Origin of the sequence: Thermobifida fusca NBRC 14071 = JCM 3263 (assembly GCF_001592045.1) — a bacterium.
Classification (GTDB): Bacteria; Actinomycetota; Actinomycetes; order Streptosporangiales; family Streptosporangiaceae; genus Thermobifida; species Thermobifida fusca.
Genome location: NZ_BCWB01000033.1, coordinates 1 through 16834, shown reverse-complemented (window position 1 = coordinate 16834; position 16834 = coordinate 1). Strand labels below are relative to the sequence as shown.

General features: G+C 68.4%; 16 protein-coding genes. 6 read left to right on the top strand and 10 right to left on the bottom strand.

Annotated features, from left to right (window positions below; genetic code table 11):
* Nucleotides 1-275: 275 nt before the first annotated feature.
* Entirely contained in the window at nt 276-800 is a 525-nt protein-coding gene (locus TF1_RS06630; protein ID WP_082797700.1) for a PPA1309 family protein, read from the top strand.
* A gap of 45 nt (nt 801-845) precedes the next feature.
* On the opposite strand, the gene TF1_RS06625 is transcribed toward TF1_RS06630, so the two are convergent.
* The 3 genes from TF1_RS06625 to TF1_RS06615 all read right to left on the bottom strand — a co-directional run bounded on the left by TF1_RS06625 (nt 846) and on the right by TF1_RS06615 (nt 3523).
* Nucleotides 846-1889 (bottom strand): YlbL family protein, encoded by a 1044-nt coding sequence (locus TF1_RS06625; protein ID WP_011290986.1) that lies wholly within the window; start codon nt 1887-1889, stop codon nt 846-848.
* A gap of 56 nt (nt 1890-1945) precedes the next feature.
* Nucleotides 1946-2377, bottom strand: a complete 432-nt coding sequence (locus TF1_RS06620; RefSeq protein WP_011290985.1) for a molybdenum cofactor biosynthesis protein MoaE — start codon at nt 2375-2377, stop codon at nt 1946-1948.
* Between the two features lie 66 nt (nt 2378-2443).
* Nucleotides 2444-3523 (bottom strand): NAD-dependent epimerase/dehydratase family protein, encoded by a 1080-nt coding sequence (locus TF1_RS06615; protein WP_038043264.1) that lies wholly within the window; start codon nt 3521-3523, stop codon nt 2444-2446.
* Nucleotides 3524-3626: 103 nt separating this feature from the next.
* Here TF1_RS06615 and TF1_RS06610 point away from each other — a divergent pair, with 103 nt between their 5' ends.
* The 3 genes from TF1_RS06610 to TF1_RS06600 all read left to right on the top strand — a co-directional run bounded on the left by TF1_RS06610 (nt 3627) and on the right by TF1_RS06600 (nt 6962).
* On the top strand, nt 3627-5030 hold the full coding sequence (locus TF1_RS06610; RefSeq protein ID WP_082797699.1) for a zinc-dependent metalloprotease: 1404 nt from the start codon (nt 3627-3629) through the stop codon (nt 5028-5030).
* On the top strand, nt 5027-5584 hold the full coding sequence (locus TF1_RS06605; protein WP_016188230.1) for an NUDIX hydrolase: 558 nt from the start codon (nt 5027-5029) through the stop codon (nt 5582-5584). The genes TF1_RS06610 and TF1_RS06605 overlap by 4 nt, the downstream gene beginning before the upstream one ends.
* 118 nt (nt 5585-5702) lie before the next feature.
* Entirely contained in the window at nt 5703-6962 is a 1260-nt protein-coding gene (locus TF1_RS06600; RefSeq protein ID WP_016188229.1) for a cryptochrome/photolyase family protein, read from the top strand.
* Between the two features lie 229 nt (nt 6963-7191).
* Here TF1_RS06600 and TF1_RS06595 read toward each other — a convergent pair whose 3' ends face one another.
* The 4 genes from TF1_RS06595 to TF1_RS06580 form a co-directional block, all read right to left on the bottom strand.
* Nucleotides 7192-7662: a M48 metallopeptidase family protein gene (locus TF1_RS06595; protein ID WP_016188228.1), complete on the bottom strand. Its 471-nt coding sequence runs from the start codon at nt 7660-7662 to the stop codon at nt 7192-7194.
* Nucleotides 7663-8225: 563 nt separating this feature from the next.
* Nucleotides 8226-8507, bottom strand: a complete 282-nt coding sequence (locus tag TF1_RS06590; protein WP_011290979.1) for a WhiB family transcriptional regulator — start codon at nt 8505-8507, stop codon at nt 8226-8228.
* Between the two features lie 611 nt (nt 8508-9118).
* Complete coding sequence (tesB, locus tag TF1_RS06585) at nt 9119-10018, bottom strand: acyl-CoA thioesterase II (RefSeq protein ID WP_011290978.1); 900 nt, start codon at nt 10016-10018, stop codon at nt 9119-9121.
* Nucleotides 10015-12153, bottom strand: a complete 2139-nt coding sequence (locus TF1_RS06580; RefSeq protein WP_011290977.1) for an ATP-dependent DNA helicase UvrD2 — start codon at nt 12151-12153, stop codon at nt 10015-10017. The genes tesB and TF1_RS06580 overlap by 4 nt, the downstream gene beginning before the upstream one ends.
* Nucleotides 12154-12438: 285 nt before the next feature.
* Between TF1_RS06580 and TF1_RS06575 the strand changes: the two genes are divergently transcribed.
* Both TF1_RS06575 and TF1_RS06570 read left to right on the top strand, forming a co-directional pair.
* Nucleotides 12439-12699 (top strand): mycoredoxin, encoded by a 261-nt coding sequence (locus tag TF1_RS06575; protein ID WP_011290976.1) that lies wholly within the window; start codon nt 12439-12441, stop codon nt 12697-12699.
* Nucleotides 12700-12768: 69 nt separating this feature from the next.
* Nucleotides 12769-13263, top strand: a complete 495-nt coding sequence (locus TF1_RS06570; RefSeq protein ID WP_011290975.1) for an ANTAR domain-containing protein — start codon at nt 12769-12771, stop codon at nt 13261-13263.
* A gap of 26 nt (nt 13264-13289) precedes the next feature.
* Here the strand turns inward: TF1_RS06570 and nudC are convergent, their stop codons facing one another.
* From nudC to TF1_RS06555, 3 genes are all read right to left on the bottom strand, one after another.
* Entirely contained in the window at nt 13290-14270 is a 981-nt protein-coding gene (gene nudC / locus TF1_RS06565) for an NAD(+) diphosphatase (protein WP_011290974.1), read from the bottom strand.
* Entirely contained in the window at nt 14267-15661 is a 1395-nt protein-coding gene (locus TF1_RS06560; protein ID WP_061783749.1) for a dipeptidase, read from the bottom strand. The genes nudC and TF1_RS06560 overlap by 4 nt, the downstream gene beginning before the upstream one ends.
* Before the next feature lie 104 nt (nt 15662-15765).
* A complete protein-coding gene (locus TF1_RS06555; protein ID WP_061783748.1) occupies nt 15766-16518 on the bottom strand; it encodes a VIT1/CCC1 transporter family protein in 753 nt (250 codons plus the stop codon).
* Nucleotides 16519-16834 lie beyond the last annotated feature (316 nt).

Here is a 16834-nt window from a genome sequence, read left to right as displayed (position 1 = left end):
ACGGGACAGAACGTAGGGCCGTCCCTGTACTCCGGGTGACTTGGTGCTGATCGAATATGCGGACATGGTGTCCCCTACTACAGTGGCAACTTATCGGGATCTCGTTGGGTTCCCGCTTCACTGCGTCGAAACCTCACCGAGACGGCTTCGACACCCCGCCCGCGAGGAAAACCGGGTTCCCTGGGACAACCTTCACCCCGAACCTTACTTTGCGTTGCGGGGGCGTGCGTGCCGATCCTTTTCCCCACAAGACCGTTCCAAGGGCAGGAGAAATCGTGTCTTTCAACCTTCGGGAAGCCGTGCTGGGCCTGGAGCGCCACGCCGCCAAGCAGGGCTGGGACCAGCCCGTCCGGATGTACGCCCTGGTGCCCACGGCAGAACTGGTGCAACGGGAACCCCACCTTGCCGAACTGCTGGGGATCAGCGAAGAGGCGGACCCTTCCGGGCTCACCCCCGTGGAGCAGGAGCCGCTGCCGAGCGACATGCCCTTGGAAGAGGTGCTGGGCAGGATCATGTGGCCCGAGACTGTGGCGGGCTGCGCGCTGGTCATGGAGCGCCTGGTCGTCCGAGGCTCGGATGAGACCCTGGACCCGCCGCGGGACGGGGACACCGCGGCCTGGGCCCAGGCGCAGCCGGGGGCCGAGGAGGTCCGCATGGTGGCGGGCGTGCTGCGGGACGGCAGCCGGTACTCGGCGCTGCGGATGCGCAGCTACGACTCTGACGACCAGGTCCTCAACGGGGAAGACCTCATTCCCGGGCTCACGTCGGCCCTCACGTTGACGTTCGAAGAGGGCCACTGAGCCCAGAGCCCTGCGGCGCGCGCTGAGTCGGGTGCGGGGCCCGGCTCAGCAACGGGGCAGGTCGTCGAGGTTGCCTTCGCGGATGTTTTCCAGCGCTGCCACGGCGTCTTTGAGTGTCTCCACTTTGACCACTTCGATCTGGCCGGTGACCGGCGAGTCGAAAGTCTGGTCGCAGCTTTCCGCGGCGACGAGGAAGTATTCGGCGCCTTCCCGCTTGGCGCTGATCATCTTCTGCTGGACTCCGCTGACCCCGCCCACGTTGCCTTCCGGGTCGATGGTGCCGGTCCCGGCGATCCGGTGCCCGCCGGTGAGCCCTTCCGGGTCGAGGCGGTCCATCACTCCCAGCGCGAACATCATTCCCGCGCTGGGGCCGCCCACCCGGCCGACACTGATCTGCACTTCGAACGGGAAGACCATCGTGTCTTCGACGGTGATGCCGACGATGGGGTCTCCGCTGTCGGAAGCGACCGTGCCGACTTCGACTTCTTCCCGCTGGCCGTCGCGTTCGATGAGGAAGCGGACCGTATCCCCGGGCGAGCGGTCTTTGACCGCTGCCACCACCTCGTTCTTGTCGGCGACGGGCTTGCCGTCGACCTCCACGATGACGTCGCCTGACTGCAGGACGCCTTCGGCCGGGTAGCCTTCGTTGACCGCGTGCACGGTCGCGGTGGTCTCGTAGTCGATCCCCAGCTCGTTGAGGGCCGCGGCAACAGCCGCGTCCTGGGAGTTGTCCATCTGGGCCGCCTGGGTCTGGCTGACCTCTTCGGCACTGGTGTTGGGCGGGAAGATCGCCTCTTCCGGCAGCACCGCCTGGGTCGGGGAGAGCCAGGCGCTCAAGGTGGTGAACAGGTTCATCCGCGAGTCCGGTCCGCCCGAGTACTGGACGGTGACCATGGACAGCGCCCCGTCGTGCTCGTAGACCGGCTGCCCTTCGATCCGGATGACTTGTTCCCCATCGATTTCCCCGAGCGTGTTCAATGCCAGGCCGGGAGAGGCCACCACGTAGGGGACGGGGATCGCGAGCGCCGCCACCGTCAATCCGACGAGCAGGACGGCGGACGTGAGCAGAGTCATCGCACGACGGACCATGGCGGAAAGCCTATGCGGCTCAGCCTTCCGCTGTGACTCTGGTGCTGGATCAGGGGTTAGTAAGCGCCCACCCACTCGCTGTCGCCCTCGGTGAATGTTTGGTGCTTCCAGATCGGCACTTCTGCTTTGATGTCGTCGATGAGCCGTCGGCAGACCGTGAACGCTTCCTCCCGGTGGGAGGCTGCCGCGGCGACAACCACTGCCAGGTCGCCTACGGTGAGGTCGCCGACCCGGTGCACGGCCGCGACCCGGTGCACGGTGCCGTCGGCCGTATCGGCCACGATCTTCTCCATGACGTCGCGCATCCGCTGCTCGGCGGTGGGATGCGCCGAGTAGGACAGCGCGGCCACGTCGCGGCCGTGGTCATGGTTGCGGACGGTCCCCACGAAGAAGGCGGTCCCTCCTGCCCGGTCGTCTTTGACGGCCGCGAGGACTTCGTCGACGGACAGCGGAGTGGTACGGATCTCCGCGAGCGCGATGGCTTCCACGCTCCAGACAGTACCAACGGGCCGCGTTTCCGTGCCCTCCCGGAACCGGCGGCGCAGTCGTGCCGCTCAGTTCTTGCGCCGTTTGCGGAGGTGGTGGGCGGCGACGGCGGTGCCGATCGCGGCGACCGCGCCGGCGGCTCCTGCTGCGGTGATGGTGACCTCCTTGCGGCCGAGGTTGCGTCCGACGAGTGCGGGGGTGCCGGACCGGGACTCCAGGAGGGCCCGCAGCGCCGCGACATTGTCGTAGGCCGGGCGCCATCCCGCGTTCCGCAGGGTGGCGCAGTCCACGACGCACGGGTAGACGAGGAATTTCAGTTCGCTGGCGGGGGCAGGGGTGATGCCCAGCCGGTGCAGCCGCTGGGTGGTGCCGAACGCCAGGTTGGCGGGGAGTTCGAAGGAGCGCAGTTGGGCGATCTCTTCGACTTCGGCGTGGTCGAGGTAGCCGTCGCAGCCCACGGCGAGGGCGCCGCCTTTGCCTTCGGTCTCCGCACGCACCACGAAGTCCAGGGCGCTGGCGAGGTCTTCGATGTGGCAGAACTGCCATTTGGGGGTGCACCCTTTGACGGTGAGCAGCCGGGGGGCGGAGAAGTGCCGGCTGAGCAGGGTGTCCATGCCGGGGCCGACGAGCGGTGCGGGGCGCAGCACGGTCACGGACAGTCCGGGGTGGGCTCTGCGGGCCAGCGCGGCCAGTTCTTCGATTTCGACGAAGTCGCCGACGAGGCCGGTGTCGACTTCGCTGCGGAACGGCAGGGTCTCGTCGAGGGGAACCTCGTTGTTGGGGTCGGCCCCGTAGACCATGGTGCTGGTGATGAGGATGACTCGGGGGACCCGCTGCGCGGCGGCGGCAGTCAGCACAGTCTGTGCGGAGCGGATGTTGTGGGTGCGGCGCTGCCGTCGCGGAGTCTCCAGGGAGCGGTCGTCGGCGGTGTGGACGAGGACGTCCACCCCCGCAAGCAGGGTGGCGAGCCGCGGATCGCACACGTCCGCGACGTGCCAGGACACTCCTGGAATGTCTCCCCGGCGCGAGTCGATGCCGATAATTCGGGAGATTTTTCTGGAACCCTCCCCGGTGAGCAGACGTTCTACCAGTAGACGGCCAACGCCGGAGGCCGCGCCTGTCACTGCGACGACCAGGCCTTCGGACATTTGGCTGTGCTGTGGGCGAACCTGGCCAGATTGAGTATTCACTCCGGGCGGCTCCCAGCTAACGTGACAGTGGAGACGTTCCTATCCTGCCCGAGGTCTGATCGTGAACGACCTACCTTTCGGTTTCAGCATGTCGAACGGCCCGGACGACGAATCCGGTCGTGGCCCTAACGATTCCGGTTCGGGAGCCGGTCAAGGCGGTTCCGGCGGTGGTTTCCCTCACATGCCGCCGGGCGGTTTCCCGTTCGGGGACCCCCAGCAGTTCGCCCAGATGCTCCGTCAGTTCGCCGACATGATGTCCGCCGCGCAGCCGACTTCTGGATCGGGGCAGGATTCCGGCGCGAGCGGGATCAACTGGGCTGCTGCCACGAATATTGCCCGGCACGTCGTCTCCCAGCACGGCGATCCGAGCATCGGCCCGGTCGACTACGCGCGCGTCCAGGAGGCGCTGCGGCTGGCGGACCTCTGGTTGAACGAGGTCACCGCACTGCCGTCGGGCCTGCACACGATGGAGGCGTGGAGCCGGTCCGAGTGGGTCGAGAAGACGGTGCCGACCTGGACGAAGCTGTGCGAACCGCTGACCGGCCGGGTCGTGGAGACCATGGAGCAGAACCTGCCGCAGGAGATGGCGGCGGTCGCTGGTCCGCTGCTGGGCATGTTCCGGCAGATCGGCGGGGCGCTGGTCGGCCAGCAGGTGGGGCAGGCGATCGGGGAGTTGGCCCGCGAAGTCGTGGGGTCGACCGATGTGGGGCTGCCGCTGGCGGGTGAAGGCCGCGCGGTCCTGCTGCCCGAGGGGGTCCGGGAGTTCGGTGAAGGGCTGGGCGTCCCGCTGGACGAGGTCCGCTTGTACCTGGCGGCCCGGGAGGCTGCCCACCACCGGCTGTTCCGGCACGTGCCGTGGCTGCGCTCGCACCTGTTCGCCCTGGTCGAGGAGTATGCGGCCGGGATGTCGTTCGATATCAGCGGCTTCGAGAAGCAGCTGGGCCACATCGACCTCACCAACCCCGAGTCGTTGCAGGAGGCGCTGTCCAGCCTGGAAGGCCAAGGGCTGTTCCAGACCGAGGACACTCCCAGGCAGAAGGCGTCGCTGGCCCGTTTGGAGACCGCGCTGGCGCTGATCGAGGGCTGGGTGTCCACCGTGGTGGATGCGGCGGTGTCGCAGCGGCTGCCGCAGGCTGCCGCGCTGGGTGAGGCGCTGCGGCGGCGCCGGGCCTCGGGCGGTCCCGCGGAGCACACGTTCGCCACCTTGGTGGGCTTGGAGCTGCGGCCCCGCCGGCTGCGCGACGCCGCGAAGCTGTGGCAGGCCCTCACCGAGGCGCGGGGGATCGACGGCCGCGACGCCGTGTGGGAGCACCCCGACCTCATGCCGTCCGGGGAGGATTTGGACGCGCCCGACGATTTCGTCCGCGGCTCCGCGTCCTCTCCTGACCTGGACCTGTCCCAGTTGACCGAGGAGCCGTCCGAGGAGCGGCGGGACGGAGACGACGAGGACAAGGGCGAGCGTTGAGCCTGCACGCTGACGCTCGCGCGGTGTTGGCGTCCTGGACCGCCCCGGATGCGGACCAAGAGCGGCTGCGCCGCGCCTACCTGGACCATCTCGACCGCTACCCGGACGCCATGTGGCGGTCGTGCCTGCCCGGTCATCTGACGGCGAGCGCCGCGGTCGTGGACGCTACCGGGCAGCGGGTGCTGCTCACCTTGCACCGCAAGATACGGCTGTGGCTGCAGTTGGGGGGACATTGCGAGCCTGGGGACTCTTCGCTAGCTGCGGCAGCGCTGCGGGAGGCGACGGAGGAGTCGGGGATCGCGGGTCTCCGCCTGCTGCCCACGCCGGTGCGGTTGGACCGGCATGCGGTGCCGTGCGGCGGCGGGTCGTGGCACCTGGACGTGCAGTATGTGGCGGTCGCACCGCCTGGCGCTGAGCCCGTGGTGGATCCGGCTGAGTCGGATGGTCTGGCCTGGTTCGAGGTGACCGCGCTTCCGGAGCCGTCTGATGACGCCTGCCGCGCTCTGGTGGCCGCAGCGGTCCAGCGGGTCCGCGCCGCGGCAGCAGCGGGGTAGGCTCCGACTACGTTCAGCGGCGGATTATCCACAGTCCGTGATAGAGCCTTGATTCCGACGGTGGGGATTGGCCTTCACTGGGTGAGCGCATTGGGATGCCGCTCTCCGGGGAGGGATCGTGTCCACCACCGTCGTGCTGTTCACCCGTGACCTTCGGGTGTCCGACCATCCCGCACTGCACGCCGCAGTCACCGAAGCGGACCGGGTGGTGCCGCTGTTCGTCGTCGACCCGGCGCTGGTGCGGGTCTCGGCACGCAATCGGATCGCCTATCTGCTCGAGGCGCTGGCCGAGCTCCGCGGGCTGCTGCGGGAGCGCGGCGGCGAGCTTGTCGTCCGCCAGGGGGACACGGTCGCCGAAACCGTCCGTATCGTGGCGGAGACCGGGGCACAAGCGGTGTATCTCAGCGCGGATGTGAGCGCGGCCGCGGTGCGGCGGGCCCGGCAGTTGACGGAGGCGGTGAGGGCTGCGGGGGCCCACGTGCGGACTTTCCCGGGGGTGACCGTGGTGCCGCCGGGAGCGCTGCGCCCCGCGCACGGCGACCACTACCAGATCTTCACCCCGTATCTGAACGCGTGGCGTGCCGCGCAGTGGCGGTCCCCGCGGCCCGCCCCGGAGCGGGTGAGGCTGCCGGAGGGTCTGGTGCCGGGGCCGCTGCCCGGCGCTGAACTGATCCGGCTGGGGACGGGGGTGCTCGCCCCGCAGCGGGAGCAGGGCGGACCTCGTACCGCGCGGGAGCGGATCCGCGCGTGGCTTGCCCAGCCCAACCAGGATTCCCGGTTCGGCTGCCATCTGCATTTCGGTTGTCTTTCCCCGTTGGAGGTGGCGCTCGTGGCGCGGGAGCACCCTCGGGGTGCGCTGCTCCTGCGGCAGTTGGCGCTCCGCGACTTCCACCACCAGGTGCTGCAGGCTTTCCCGCGGTTGCCCCGGGCCGACTATCGGCCGCGGCCCATCCAGTGGCGGGATGACGATTCCGCGTTTGCGGCGTGGTGTTCGGGCAGGACGGGTGTTCCCATCGTGGATGCGGGAATGCGCCAATTGCTGTGGGAGGGGTACGTGCCGGGGCGGATCCGGATGCTGACCGCCACCTATCTCACCCAGGTGCTGCGCATCCACTGGAAGCGGGGCGCGGACCACTTCTACTCCCTGCTGGTGGACGGGGATGTCGCGAACAACTACGGCAACTGGCAGCAGATCGCGGGCACCGGGGGCGTGCCGCGGCCAGCGCGCCGGATCAATCTGTACCGGCAGGCGGAGCGCTACGACCCCAGCGGCGACTATGTGCGCCGTTTCGTTCCGGAGTTACGCAGCATTTCCGGGAGCGCGGTCCACCATCCTCCGGTGCCGCGTCCGGGCGGCTATCCGCCGCCGCTGCGGTAGCGCAGCTTCGGACACTCCGGTGGTGCGCCCGCTGGGTATCCGGCCGCCCAATCCTTTTCACCGGTCTGGGTACGGCCGGATGATCCTGTGCGCGGCCACGTGCAGCGGCATGTCGGGGTTTCTTGGCTGCGGTGAGAAATCAGGTCAGCTCTGTCCCGGAAAAGGGGTGCGTTCTTCGTCGCTGGCGGGCAGGGTGCGGGTCCTGGGTGCCGCCGGGGTCTGTGCGGGGTCAGTCGTGTGCGGGGTGCTCGTCGGGTTCGGTGGTGTGGGAGTGTTCTGCGGTGAGCAGCCGCGGAGCGTCCGTGAATCCTTCCAGGTAGCCGCGGGCCCGTTCGCTGTGCGGGTAGCGGTTGACGAGTCTCCAGAACTCTGGTCCGTGGCCGGGGACGATGAGGTGGACGAGTTCGTGCATGAGCACGTAGTCGAGGACCCAGCCGGGCATGCCTGCCAGGCGGTGCGCGATCCGGATCGTCTTCTCGGCCGGCTTGCAGGCGCCCCACCGGATCCTCGGGTCGTCCGCCCAGCGGACGCTTGAAGGGCGGACTTTCCCGTCTAGGTAGCGTTCAGCGAGCTCCACTGCTCGGGTGTGCAATGCCAGGTTGCTGGGGTGGCGGTATGCTTCTCTGCTCCGCAACCGCTGCAGGATGAGGTCCACCCACTTCTGTTCCTCAGTGTGGGAGAGCCCTGTGGGAAGCAGCACGACTGTCCGGTTCCCGCTGCGGTAGGCCGAGACGATCCGCCTGCGGCGGGAACTTCGACGCACCTCAATTTGCGGTTCTCGTGGCACAGTTGCGACGGTAGCCCAGCAGTGTCTGACGTCACAGGGGAGGTCAAGCTGCCCCCTTGGACTGGTGCTCTGCACTGCGGCAGACCTGCGCACACGATCACGAGGTACGCCTCATCAGGCGTTTTCCGTTCCCTTCTCCAGCGGCCACTTCCGGCCACATTTCGGATGCGCCGGAAATTCCTTTTTCTGAATCCGCGGGGAAAAGGGCGGGGGCGGCGCACGGCCACCCCCGTTTCATCAGCTCACACCGGTGGTGTCAACACCGGCGCGACTCCGGTATTCGTGAGGCTGGCCTTTCCCGGCGGCGCTGCTCCCGCAGTCGGGCACGGAGCTGGCGTGCCCCGAGGAGATAGCTCTGCCGTCGCTGCCGGGGGTCGGTGCCTGCCTGCAATGCCTGGTCACGTCGGTACAGCGCCATGGTGGTCCTCTTTCGCGGTTGACTCAGGGGTGTCGTGGTACAGGGAGAAGGGTCGAGATTATGCGGCGATCGGCTCGGTTTGGTTCTTCCGCGGACGGCCACGCGGACGCTTGCGGGCGACCACCTTGCCGCTCACCAGCAACTGACCGCCCCACACCCCCCAGGGCTCCCGGCGTTCGAGCGCACCGGCAAGGCACTGCTCCCGCACCGGGCAGTCCACACACAGCGCCTTGGCTGCCTCCACTTCAGCCGGGGACTCAGCGAAGAAAAGATCGGGCTGGGAGCGGCAGGGGATCTCGACTCCCTCCAACCACGGGGACCCAAGGACCGACGCGAGCATCGGCGTCCTCCCTGAAATTCTCTTTTTGGTTTTCAACGCGGTAGGCGACAGGAGACTGGGCTTGTGGCCCAGCACTCTCGGGGCCTTGACCTGCACAGTTCCGCAAGCTCTGCGGTTTTCTTCTGGGAGAGCTCGGAACACGAAAAAGGCCGCGGCCCCGTGTGTGGGGATCCGCGGCCACTGGGAGGACTACCCGGCCTGAATACTCAGACCGGACGTCTCATCAGTGGACACTTCCCCACCGCGCCCCCGGGGCGCCGGGCTTCTGCGAATTGCTGCGTACCTCGGCGGTGCTTGATCAAAAGCGCTCCCGACTCTGTCGGTTCTCCGATGGTCGAGATCCGGCCGGACGCATTCCACACATTCGCGCGCGTATCACTGCTATCGGCGATGCCCCAGGCGTCGCGCAACGGCAGTTCGAGGCCGGCGGTCAGCGATGCCATGAGATCGGAGCACCTCCTTCGCAGTGTGGTCACGAGGATTCCTCCCGTGACGGACGCTGAACGATGCCTTCAGACTAGAACGGGCTACCGAAAATCAGCAACCTATTTTTGACCTGGGATAGTGTCCGGTTTAGGCCGTCAATGCCCTGTCTTTTCCTGCGGTGCGGGCTATGCGTCGTCCACGATTCGGATCAGCCCTTCCTGCACGACCGAGCAGACCAGTTCTCCTGTGCGGGTGAAGACCAGTCCGCGGGCCAGGCCGCGCGCCCCGCTCGCTACCGGGGTCTCCTGGGCGTACAGCAGCCACTCGTCGGTGCGGAACGGCCGGTGGAACCACATGGCGTGGTCGAGACTCGCCATGAAGACCCCGGAGAACGTGCGGCCGTGCGCCAGGAGGACCGTGTCCAGCAGGGTCATGTCCGAGGCGTAGGTCATCAGGCAGACCTGGAGCAGCGGGTCGTCGGGCACTTTCCCGTTGACTTTGATCCAGATCGGGTTCTCGGTGCGGATGAGGGACGGGTCTTGCTGCACTTCGTAGGAGAGCGGCCCGACGGGACGCCGTTCAAACGGGTGCCATTCCGCTGACCGGGGCACACGTCCGAGGACGTGGATGAGGCGTTCCTGCATGGTGGGCAGCTCTTCGGGGGGCGGCACCTGCGGCATCGGGACCTGGTGGGACAGGCCCGGCTCAGTCCGGTGGAACGACGCGGACAGGGTGAAGATCGCTTTGCCGTGCTGGATGGCGGTGACGCGCCGCGTGGTGAAGGACTTTCCGTCCCGCACCCGGTCCACCTCGTAGATCACCGGCACGGAAGGGTCCCCGGGGCGGATGAAGTAGGCGTGCAGCGAGTGGACGAATCGGTCTTCGGCCACCGTGCGTCCCGCGGCGACCAGCGCCTGGCCGGCGACCTGTCCACCGAAGATCCGCTGCGGCCCTTCGGCAGGACTGCGGCCGCGGAAAATGTTCACCTCGATCTGCTCCAAGTCGAGGATGTCGAGCAGTTCCCGGAGGCCTTCTTCCCCGGCCCCTATCGCTGGGCTGCCCTCGTGGTCCGGTGGTCCGCTCACGGTGTCTCCTCTCTGAGTCCACTGATGGCCTGCTCGGGTGTGCCACCCGCACAGAGCGTCAAGATTGCTTCACCGTAGCGCCTCAGTTTTCGCTCCCCCACACCGGATATGCGGGCGAGTTGCGCGGCGGTGGACGGCTCCTGTTCCGCGATCGCCTGCAGCGTGGCGTCGGTGAAGATGACGAAGGCGGGCACTTTCTGCAGTGCGGCCGCCTCACGCCGCCAGTGCCGCAGCCGTTCCAGCAGCTCCTCGTTGACGCTGGCCGGGCAGTCCTGGCAGCGTCCCAGGGTGCGCTCCACGGCTTCCAGCAGGGTGGCGCCGCAGACCCTGCAGCGCACCATGCGGTCTTTCTTCCGGTGCCGTTCCCGGTGCTGCCGCGCCGGTGCCGCAGCGGCGGGCCGCAACCCGTCGAGGAAATGGGAGGGCGTGCGGGTGCGGCGGCCTCCCGGGGACCGGGCCAGCGCCCACGACAGGTGGAGGTGCTCCCTGGCTCGGGTCACCCCTACGTAGAAGAGGCGGCGTTCCTCTTCCACCTGTTCCGGGGTTTCGGCGTAGATGATCGGCAGCAGGCCTTCGGTGAGCCCGACCAGGAACACCGCGTCCCATTCCAAGCCTTTGGCCGCGTGCAGGGAGGCGAGGGTGACCCCGTCGAATCCGGGCGCGTGTTCGGTGGCGGCGCGGGTGTGGAGTTCCGCGACGAAGTCTGCGAGACGCGCCTCTGGGCGCTGGGCCGCGATGGTCTCGGCGAGCTGGGCGAGCGCCGCCAGCGACTCCCATTTTTCGCGGGCTTGGCGGCCTTCGGGCGGTTGTTCGGTAAGGCCAAGCGGCTGGAGCAGGTGGCGGACCGTGGTGACCAGCGATTCCCCGTCATCGGCCCGGGAGGCGCCGCGCAGGGTGTGCAGGGCCGCGCGGATTTCGGGGCGGTCGAAGAACTGGGCGGCGCCGCGCACGGTGTAGGGCACTCCGGCGTCGGCGAGCGCCTGCTCGTAGGTGGCGGACTGGGAGTTGGTGCGGAACAGGACCGCGATCTCCCGGGCGGGGGTGCCCGCGTTGATGAGCCCGGTGATCTTCTCGGCGACCGCAGTGGCTTCCGCGAGGTCGTCGTCGTACTCGGTGTAGGTAGGTTCGGGGCCGTCCGGCCGCTGGGCGACAAGCTCCATCCGGTAGTCGGGGGAGAGCGCCGCGGCGCCGCCTGATCGGAGCACGGCGTTGGCGACCCGCACCACTTGGGGTGTGGACCGGTAGTCGCGGACGAGTCGGACGACAGTGGCGTGGGGGTAGACCTCGGGGAAACCCGTGAGATAGCTGGGGGTGGCCCCGGCGAAGGTGTAGATGGTCTGGTTGGGGTCGCCGACCACGCAGATGTCGTCGCGGTCCCCCAGCCAGGCGTCCAAGAGGAGTTTCTGCAGCGGGTTGACGTCCTGGAACTCGTCGACCACGAAGTAGCGGTACTGGCTGCGGATGCGTTCCGCGATGTCCGGCCGTTCGTGGATCATCGCCACGGTGAGCTCCAGCATCGACTCGAAGTCGAGCAGGTTGTGTTCGCTGCGGAGCTCCTCGTACGCCTCGTAGACGCGGGCGACGTCGCGGGGCGGCATCGGGGGGGTCCGGCCCTCTTTGGCCACGGCGGTCTCGTAGTCGGTGGGCCGGGTCTGGGTGACTTTCGCCCATTCGATTTCGGCGGCGAGGTCGCGCAGCTCGGTCCGGTCCACTTGGAAGCCGCAGGAGTGTGCGGCCGCGGCCACGGTTTTGATCTTGCTGTCGATGAGGGTGGGTTTGGGGCCGCCGACCGCATCCGCCCAGAAGTAGGAGAGTTGGCGCAGGGCCGCGGCGTGGAAGGTGCGGGCTTGCACGCGGGGCGCGCCGAGGGCACGCAGTCGCCCGCGCATCTCCCCGGCGGCTCGCGTGGTGAACGTGACGGCGAGGATCTGCTGTTCCGGGACGACCCCGGTGGCGACGGCGTAGGCGATGCGGTGGGTGATTGCGCGGGTCTTCCCGGTTCCTGCCCCGGCGAGGATGCACACCGGGCCGCGCACGGCTCGGACCGCTTCCTCTTGTTCAGGGTCGAGACCACGCAGGATCTCCTCGGCGGACGGCATTCTCCCCCATGGTTCGCCGGACTCTGCTGGCCCCATGAACGCCTCTCCCTTCCTCCGGCCGGGTCCCGGGCCTCCCGGCGTCCTGCGGTGTGCTCACCCGGCTGGTCAGCCTCTCCAGTATCCCCGTGCCTTCCCCCTCCTCACGGGATGCGGTCCGGGGAGGCCGCAGATGTTCGGCTGCACTTTGCCGGAACTTCGGCGCGGCTGGCGGCGTCAGAGAGGGCATACGGACCGCTCAGGGAAGCGAAACATGGTGATCTGTGTTGGGGCAATCGAAGCCCTCGACACGACCAATGGAGAGTAAAGGAGAGCTGCATCGTTATGGCGACCTCCACTGGCGCGCAGATCACCATGTACACGACCCCCTGGTGCGGCTTCTGCAAAAGACTGAAGAGCCAGCTTGACCGGGAAGGCATCCCTGTCGTGGAGGTCGATATTGAACGCGACCCGAAGGCAGCGGAGTTCGTGATGCAGGTCAACGGCGGCAACCAGACGGTTCCGACCGTGGTTTTCGCCGACGGCACGGCCTTGACTAACCCGTCGCTGGCCGAGGTCAAGCAGAAACTCGCAGCCCAGTCGTGAGGGAGGGTTGCCGTCCCCCGTGCGGGGGACGGCAACCCCGCACCGTAAGAGGGACGGGGGAGAAAAGGCGTGGGAGTACACACATCGGTTCGCCGTGGACACGACTGTGAAGGGCACAACCGGGGCACCCTGATCCGTCGGGCGCCGCAGGGCTGGCGGGTCGACGGCACCGAAGAGCAGCTTCCTGACCTGCTCAACGCCATGATCCTCGCCGATCTGCTCGCCGGTGGCACCCCGCCGACTGACCTCCCCACTCCGCCCCGCGCCACCCCTGACTCGTCGGAGACCGAGCGGCTCCGGGTGACCGTGCAGCAGTTGGAGCATGCGCTGCGCACCCGGGTCGTGGTCGAGCAGGCGATCGGGGTGCTCGCGGAACGGCATCGGATCGCCCCGCGCACGGCGTTCGAACGGTTGCGCCGTGCCGCGCGCTGCCGGGGGAAGAAGGTCGCCGCGCTCGCGCACGAGGTGGTGGAGAGCACCCGGAATCCGTTGGTGGCGCTCCCCGAAGAACTGGCTCGGGAGGGTTCAGCGGTGCAGGCGTGGCCCCCGAAGCGCGCTAGTTGAGCGGCCGCAGGCCGTTTCCGGTGCCGCTACCGGCTGGCCCACCTGCCGGGCGGCAGAGGCTGCCCGTACCAGTGCTCGATGAGCTGGTGGGCGATGGAGACTGGTCCGGGCAGGAGGATTTCGCCTCGGGTGACGGCTTCCCCTAGTTCGTGGCGGGTCAGCCAGCGGATGTCGGCGATCTCCTCGTGGTCGGTGCGCGGCGCGCTGCCGACGGCCCGCGCGAGGTAGCCGACCATGAGGCTGCGCGGGAACGGCCACGGCTGTGATCCCAGGTAGACGGGGTCGGTGACGAGGATGCCTACTTCTTCGGCGACTTCGCGGACTACCGCGTGTTCCAAGGATTCCCCGGGTTCGACGAACCCGGCCAGGACGGAGTAGCGGCCTTCCGGCCAGGCCGGGTTGTGGGCGAGCAGGCACTGTTCGCCCGCATCGGTCTCCCGGTGCACCAGCATGATCACAGCCGGGTCGATGCGCGGGAAGTGCTCGCTGCCGTCGTTGTCGCAGACCCGCACGTGTCCGGCCGATTCGATCCGGGTGGGTGAGCCGCAGCGGGGGCAGAACCCGTGTTCGGCGTGCCAGTGGGCGAGTGCCGCGGCGTGGGTGGCCAGGCCCGCGTCGCGGGCGTTCAACAGCGCGCCCACCCGGCGGAGGGAGACCGGTTGCGTGCCGGGCGCGGCGGGCAGTTCTTTCCCGGGTTTGAGGCGGACCGCGAAGTAGACGGTGCCGTCCGAGTCCTCGCCGAGCAGGTAGCGTTCCCCTTCCGGTGCCTGCTCGGGGCTGCAGAACACCAGTTCCGGGGTGGGAGTGGACGCGGTGACGAGGAAGCGGAGGGGAATGCCGCCCGGGTTCCGCCTGCCGTGCCGCTGCGGGTCCCCGTGGTCGAGCAGCAGGACCCGGGTGCGGGCGTCGGCCCAGGCGTCGGCCAGCCACCGTTCGTCGCGGCGCCGGTCTGCGGCCCGGTCGAGGGTGCTGCGGGCGAGGGCGGGAGTAAAGGGCCGCCCGGTCATGCCCGGTCCCCGCTGCGGAGCACGGTGGCATACGAGTCCCACAGGTAGGCGACGGTTTCGGCGCCTTTGAGCAGCAGCGGGATCTCGACTTTCTCGTTGGGAGCGTGGATGCGGTCGGAGTTGAGGCCCACCGCGACGAAGACCAGGGGGGCGCCGAGGATGTCGGCGAGGTCCGCTTCGGGGCCGCTGCCACCTTCCCGGGTGGAGTAGACCTTGGTTCCGAACGCCTTGGCCATCGCGTCGCGGGCAGCGCGCACCGCCACCGAGTCCAGGTCGGAGGCGCAGGGCCGCACTCCGGCACCGCTGAAGCGGACGTCCGCCCGCACTCCGGGGGGAAGGTTGTCGTGGACGTAGCGGCGGACGAGTTCTTGGATGCGCGCCGGTTCCTGGTTGGGGACGAGGCGGAAGCTGAGTTTGGCGTGGGCAGACCGCGGCACGATCGTCTTGCTGCCTTCCCCGATGTATCCGCTCCACATGCCGTTGATTTCGGCGGTGGGCCGCAGCCAGACCCGTTCGAGGATGCTGTACCCGGCTTCGCCGACCGTGGCGTCGCTGCCGGCGTTGGCGAGCCAGGCTGCTTCGTCGAAGGGCAGTTGGGCGATGGTGTCGCGTTCGGCTTGGGACGCTTCGACGACGTCGTCGTAGAAGCCGGGGATGGCGACTCGGCCGTGGGCGTCGTGGAGTCCGGCGAGCAGGGCGGCGAGGGCGCGCGCCGGGTTGGGGACGGCGCCGCCGAAGGAGCCGCTGTGCAGGTCGGTGCGGGGGCCGTAGACGTCGATCTGGCAGTCGGTGAGGCCGCGCATGCCCATGCACATCGACGGGGTGTCCGCACTCCACATGGTGGTGTCGGAGATGACGATGACATCGCAGGCCAGCCGGGCGCGGTGGCGGGTGAGCAGGTCCGCGAAGTGCGGGGAGCCGGATTCTTCCTCGCCTTCGATCAGGAATTTGAGGGTGACCGGCGGGGCGTCGGCACCGGAGACGGCCAGGTTGGCGCGGAGTCCCAGGGTGTGGAAGAGGATTTGTCCTTTGTCGTCGGAAGCGCCGCGGCCGACGAGCTGGTCTCCGCGCACGGTGGGGGTGAACGGGTCGGTGTGCCACGCGTCGACTGGGTCGACCGGTTGGACGTCGTGGTGACCGTAGACGAGGACGGTGGGGGCCTCCGGGTCGGCGGCGGGCCATTCGGCGAAGACCGCGGGCATTCCGGGGGTCTCCCAGATTTCTACGGTCGGGAAACCGGTCTGGGTGAAGTGGTCGGCCAGCCATTGGGCGGAGCGGCGCACGTCATCGTGGTGGGCAGGGTCGGCGGAGATCGACGGGATGGCGAGCCACTGGCTGAGTGTGGCGACAAACTCGTCCCGGTGCGCCTCGATGTGGGCTCGCACGTCCATCGTCTCCCCTCTCCTCTCACTACGGCTCCGATGCCGTACTGAGCTTACGATCGTGCGAGCCTTCCGCGGAGCGCGCCCCCGTGCGGCAGGCGCCGGGCTGGCCCTTAGACGAGACCGGTGGTGCCGATGAGGGAGCCGATCGCGTAGGTGACGGCGAGGGCCAGGGCACCGCCGAGGGTCACCCGAGCTGCCGCGCGCAGTTGGGAGCCGCCACCGATCCCGGCTGCGATCGCGCCGGTGAGGGCCAGGCTGAGGAGGGTCGCGCCGAACGCGACCGGCACCCGCAGCTCGGGGGAGGGCAGGAGGATCGCGAGCAGCGGCAGCAGCGCGCCGACCGCGAACGCGAGGAACGAGGCGATTGCGGCATGCCACGGGCTGGTGACCTCGTCCGGGTCGATGTTGTGCCGCTCGCGCATCTGGGCTTCGAGCGCGTTGCTGGCGAAGAGTTCTTCCGCGGCGCGCCGCGCCGTGGCCGCGGAGATGCCGCGCTCCTCGTAGCTGCGGGCCAGGGCGAGGAGCTCCCCTTCCGGGTCGTTGCGGAGGGCCTGGCTCTGCTGCTCGATGAGATGGCGTTCACTGTCGCACTGGCTGCTGACGGAGACGTACTCGCCGAGTGCCATGGACACGGCTCCACCGACGGCGGCGGCAAGGCCCGCCATGAGGATCGGCCCCGCATCCGTGGTGGCCCCGGCGACGCCGACGACGACGGCCGCGGTGGACACGATGCCGTCGTTCGCGCCGAGCACTCCCGCGCGCAGGGCGTTGAGCCGCTGGGCGAGCCCTCCGCTGCGGATCTTGCGGTCGCTGGTGCGCTGTGCCGTGTCTGGACGTTCGTCGAGCTGGACGGTCCCCTTCATTGCTGCGCTGTGTCCTTTCTGCCGTCGAGCGCGCAGAGCACGCTCCCGAAGTTTCTCCGGTGGCCCCACAGGACTAAAGCCACAAAACCCCGAGAAACGTACTTATAAAGTACCATTTCTTAAAAAGAAAACAAGTTTTCAAGAAGTGGGCGAAACCACTAAGGAAAGCCTTTGTTAAGGGTTTTTAGGCCAGCCAAACCAAAGTTAGGAAAGGCTGGCCGAAGCTCTTTATCCCTTGGCGTCCCCCGCCTCCGCAGCACCCCGGACCACCACTGCCGCGCTCTGCGAACGAGCAGATACTCACAGAGAAAACCGG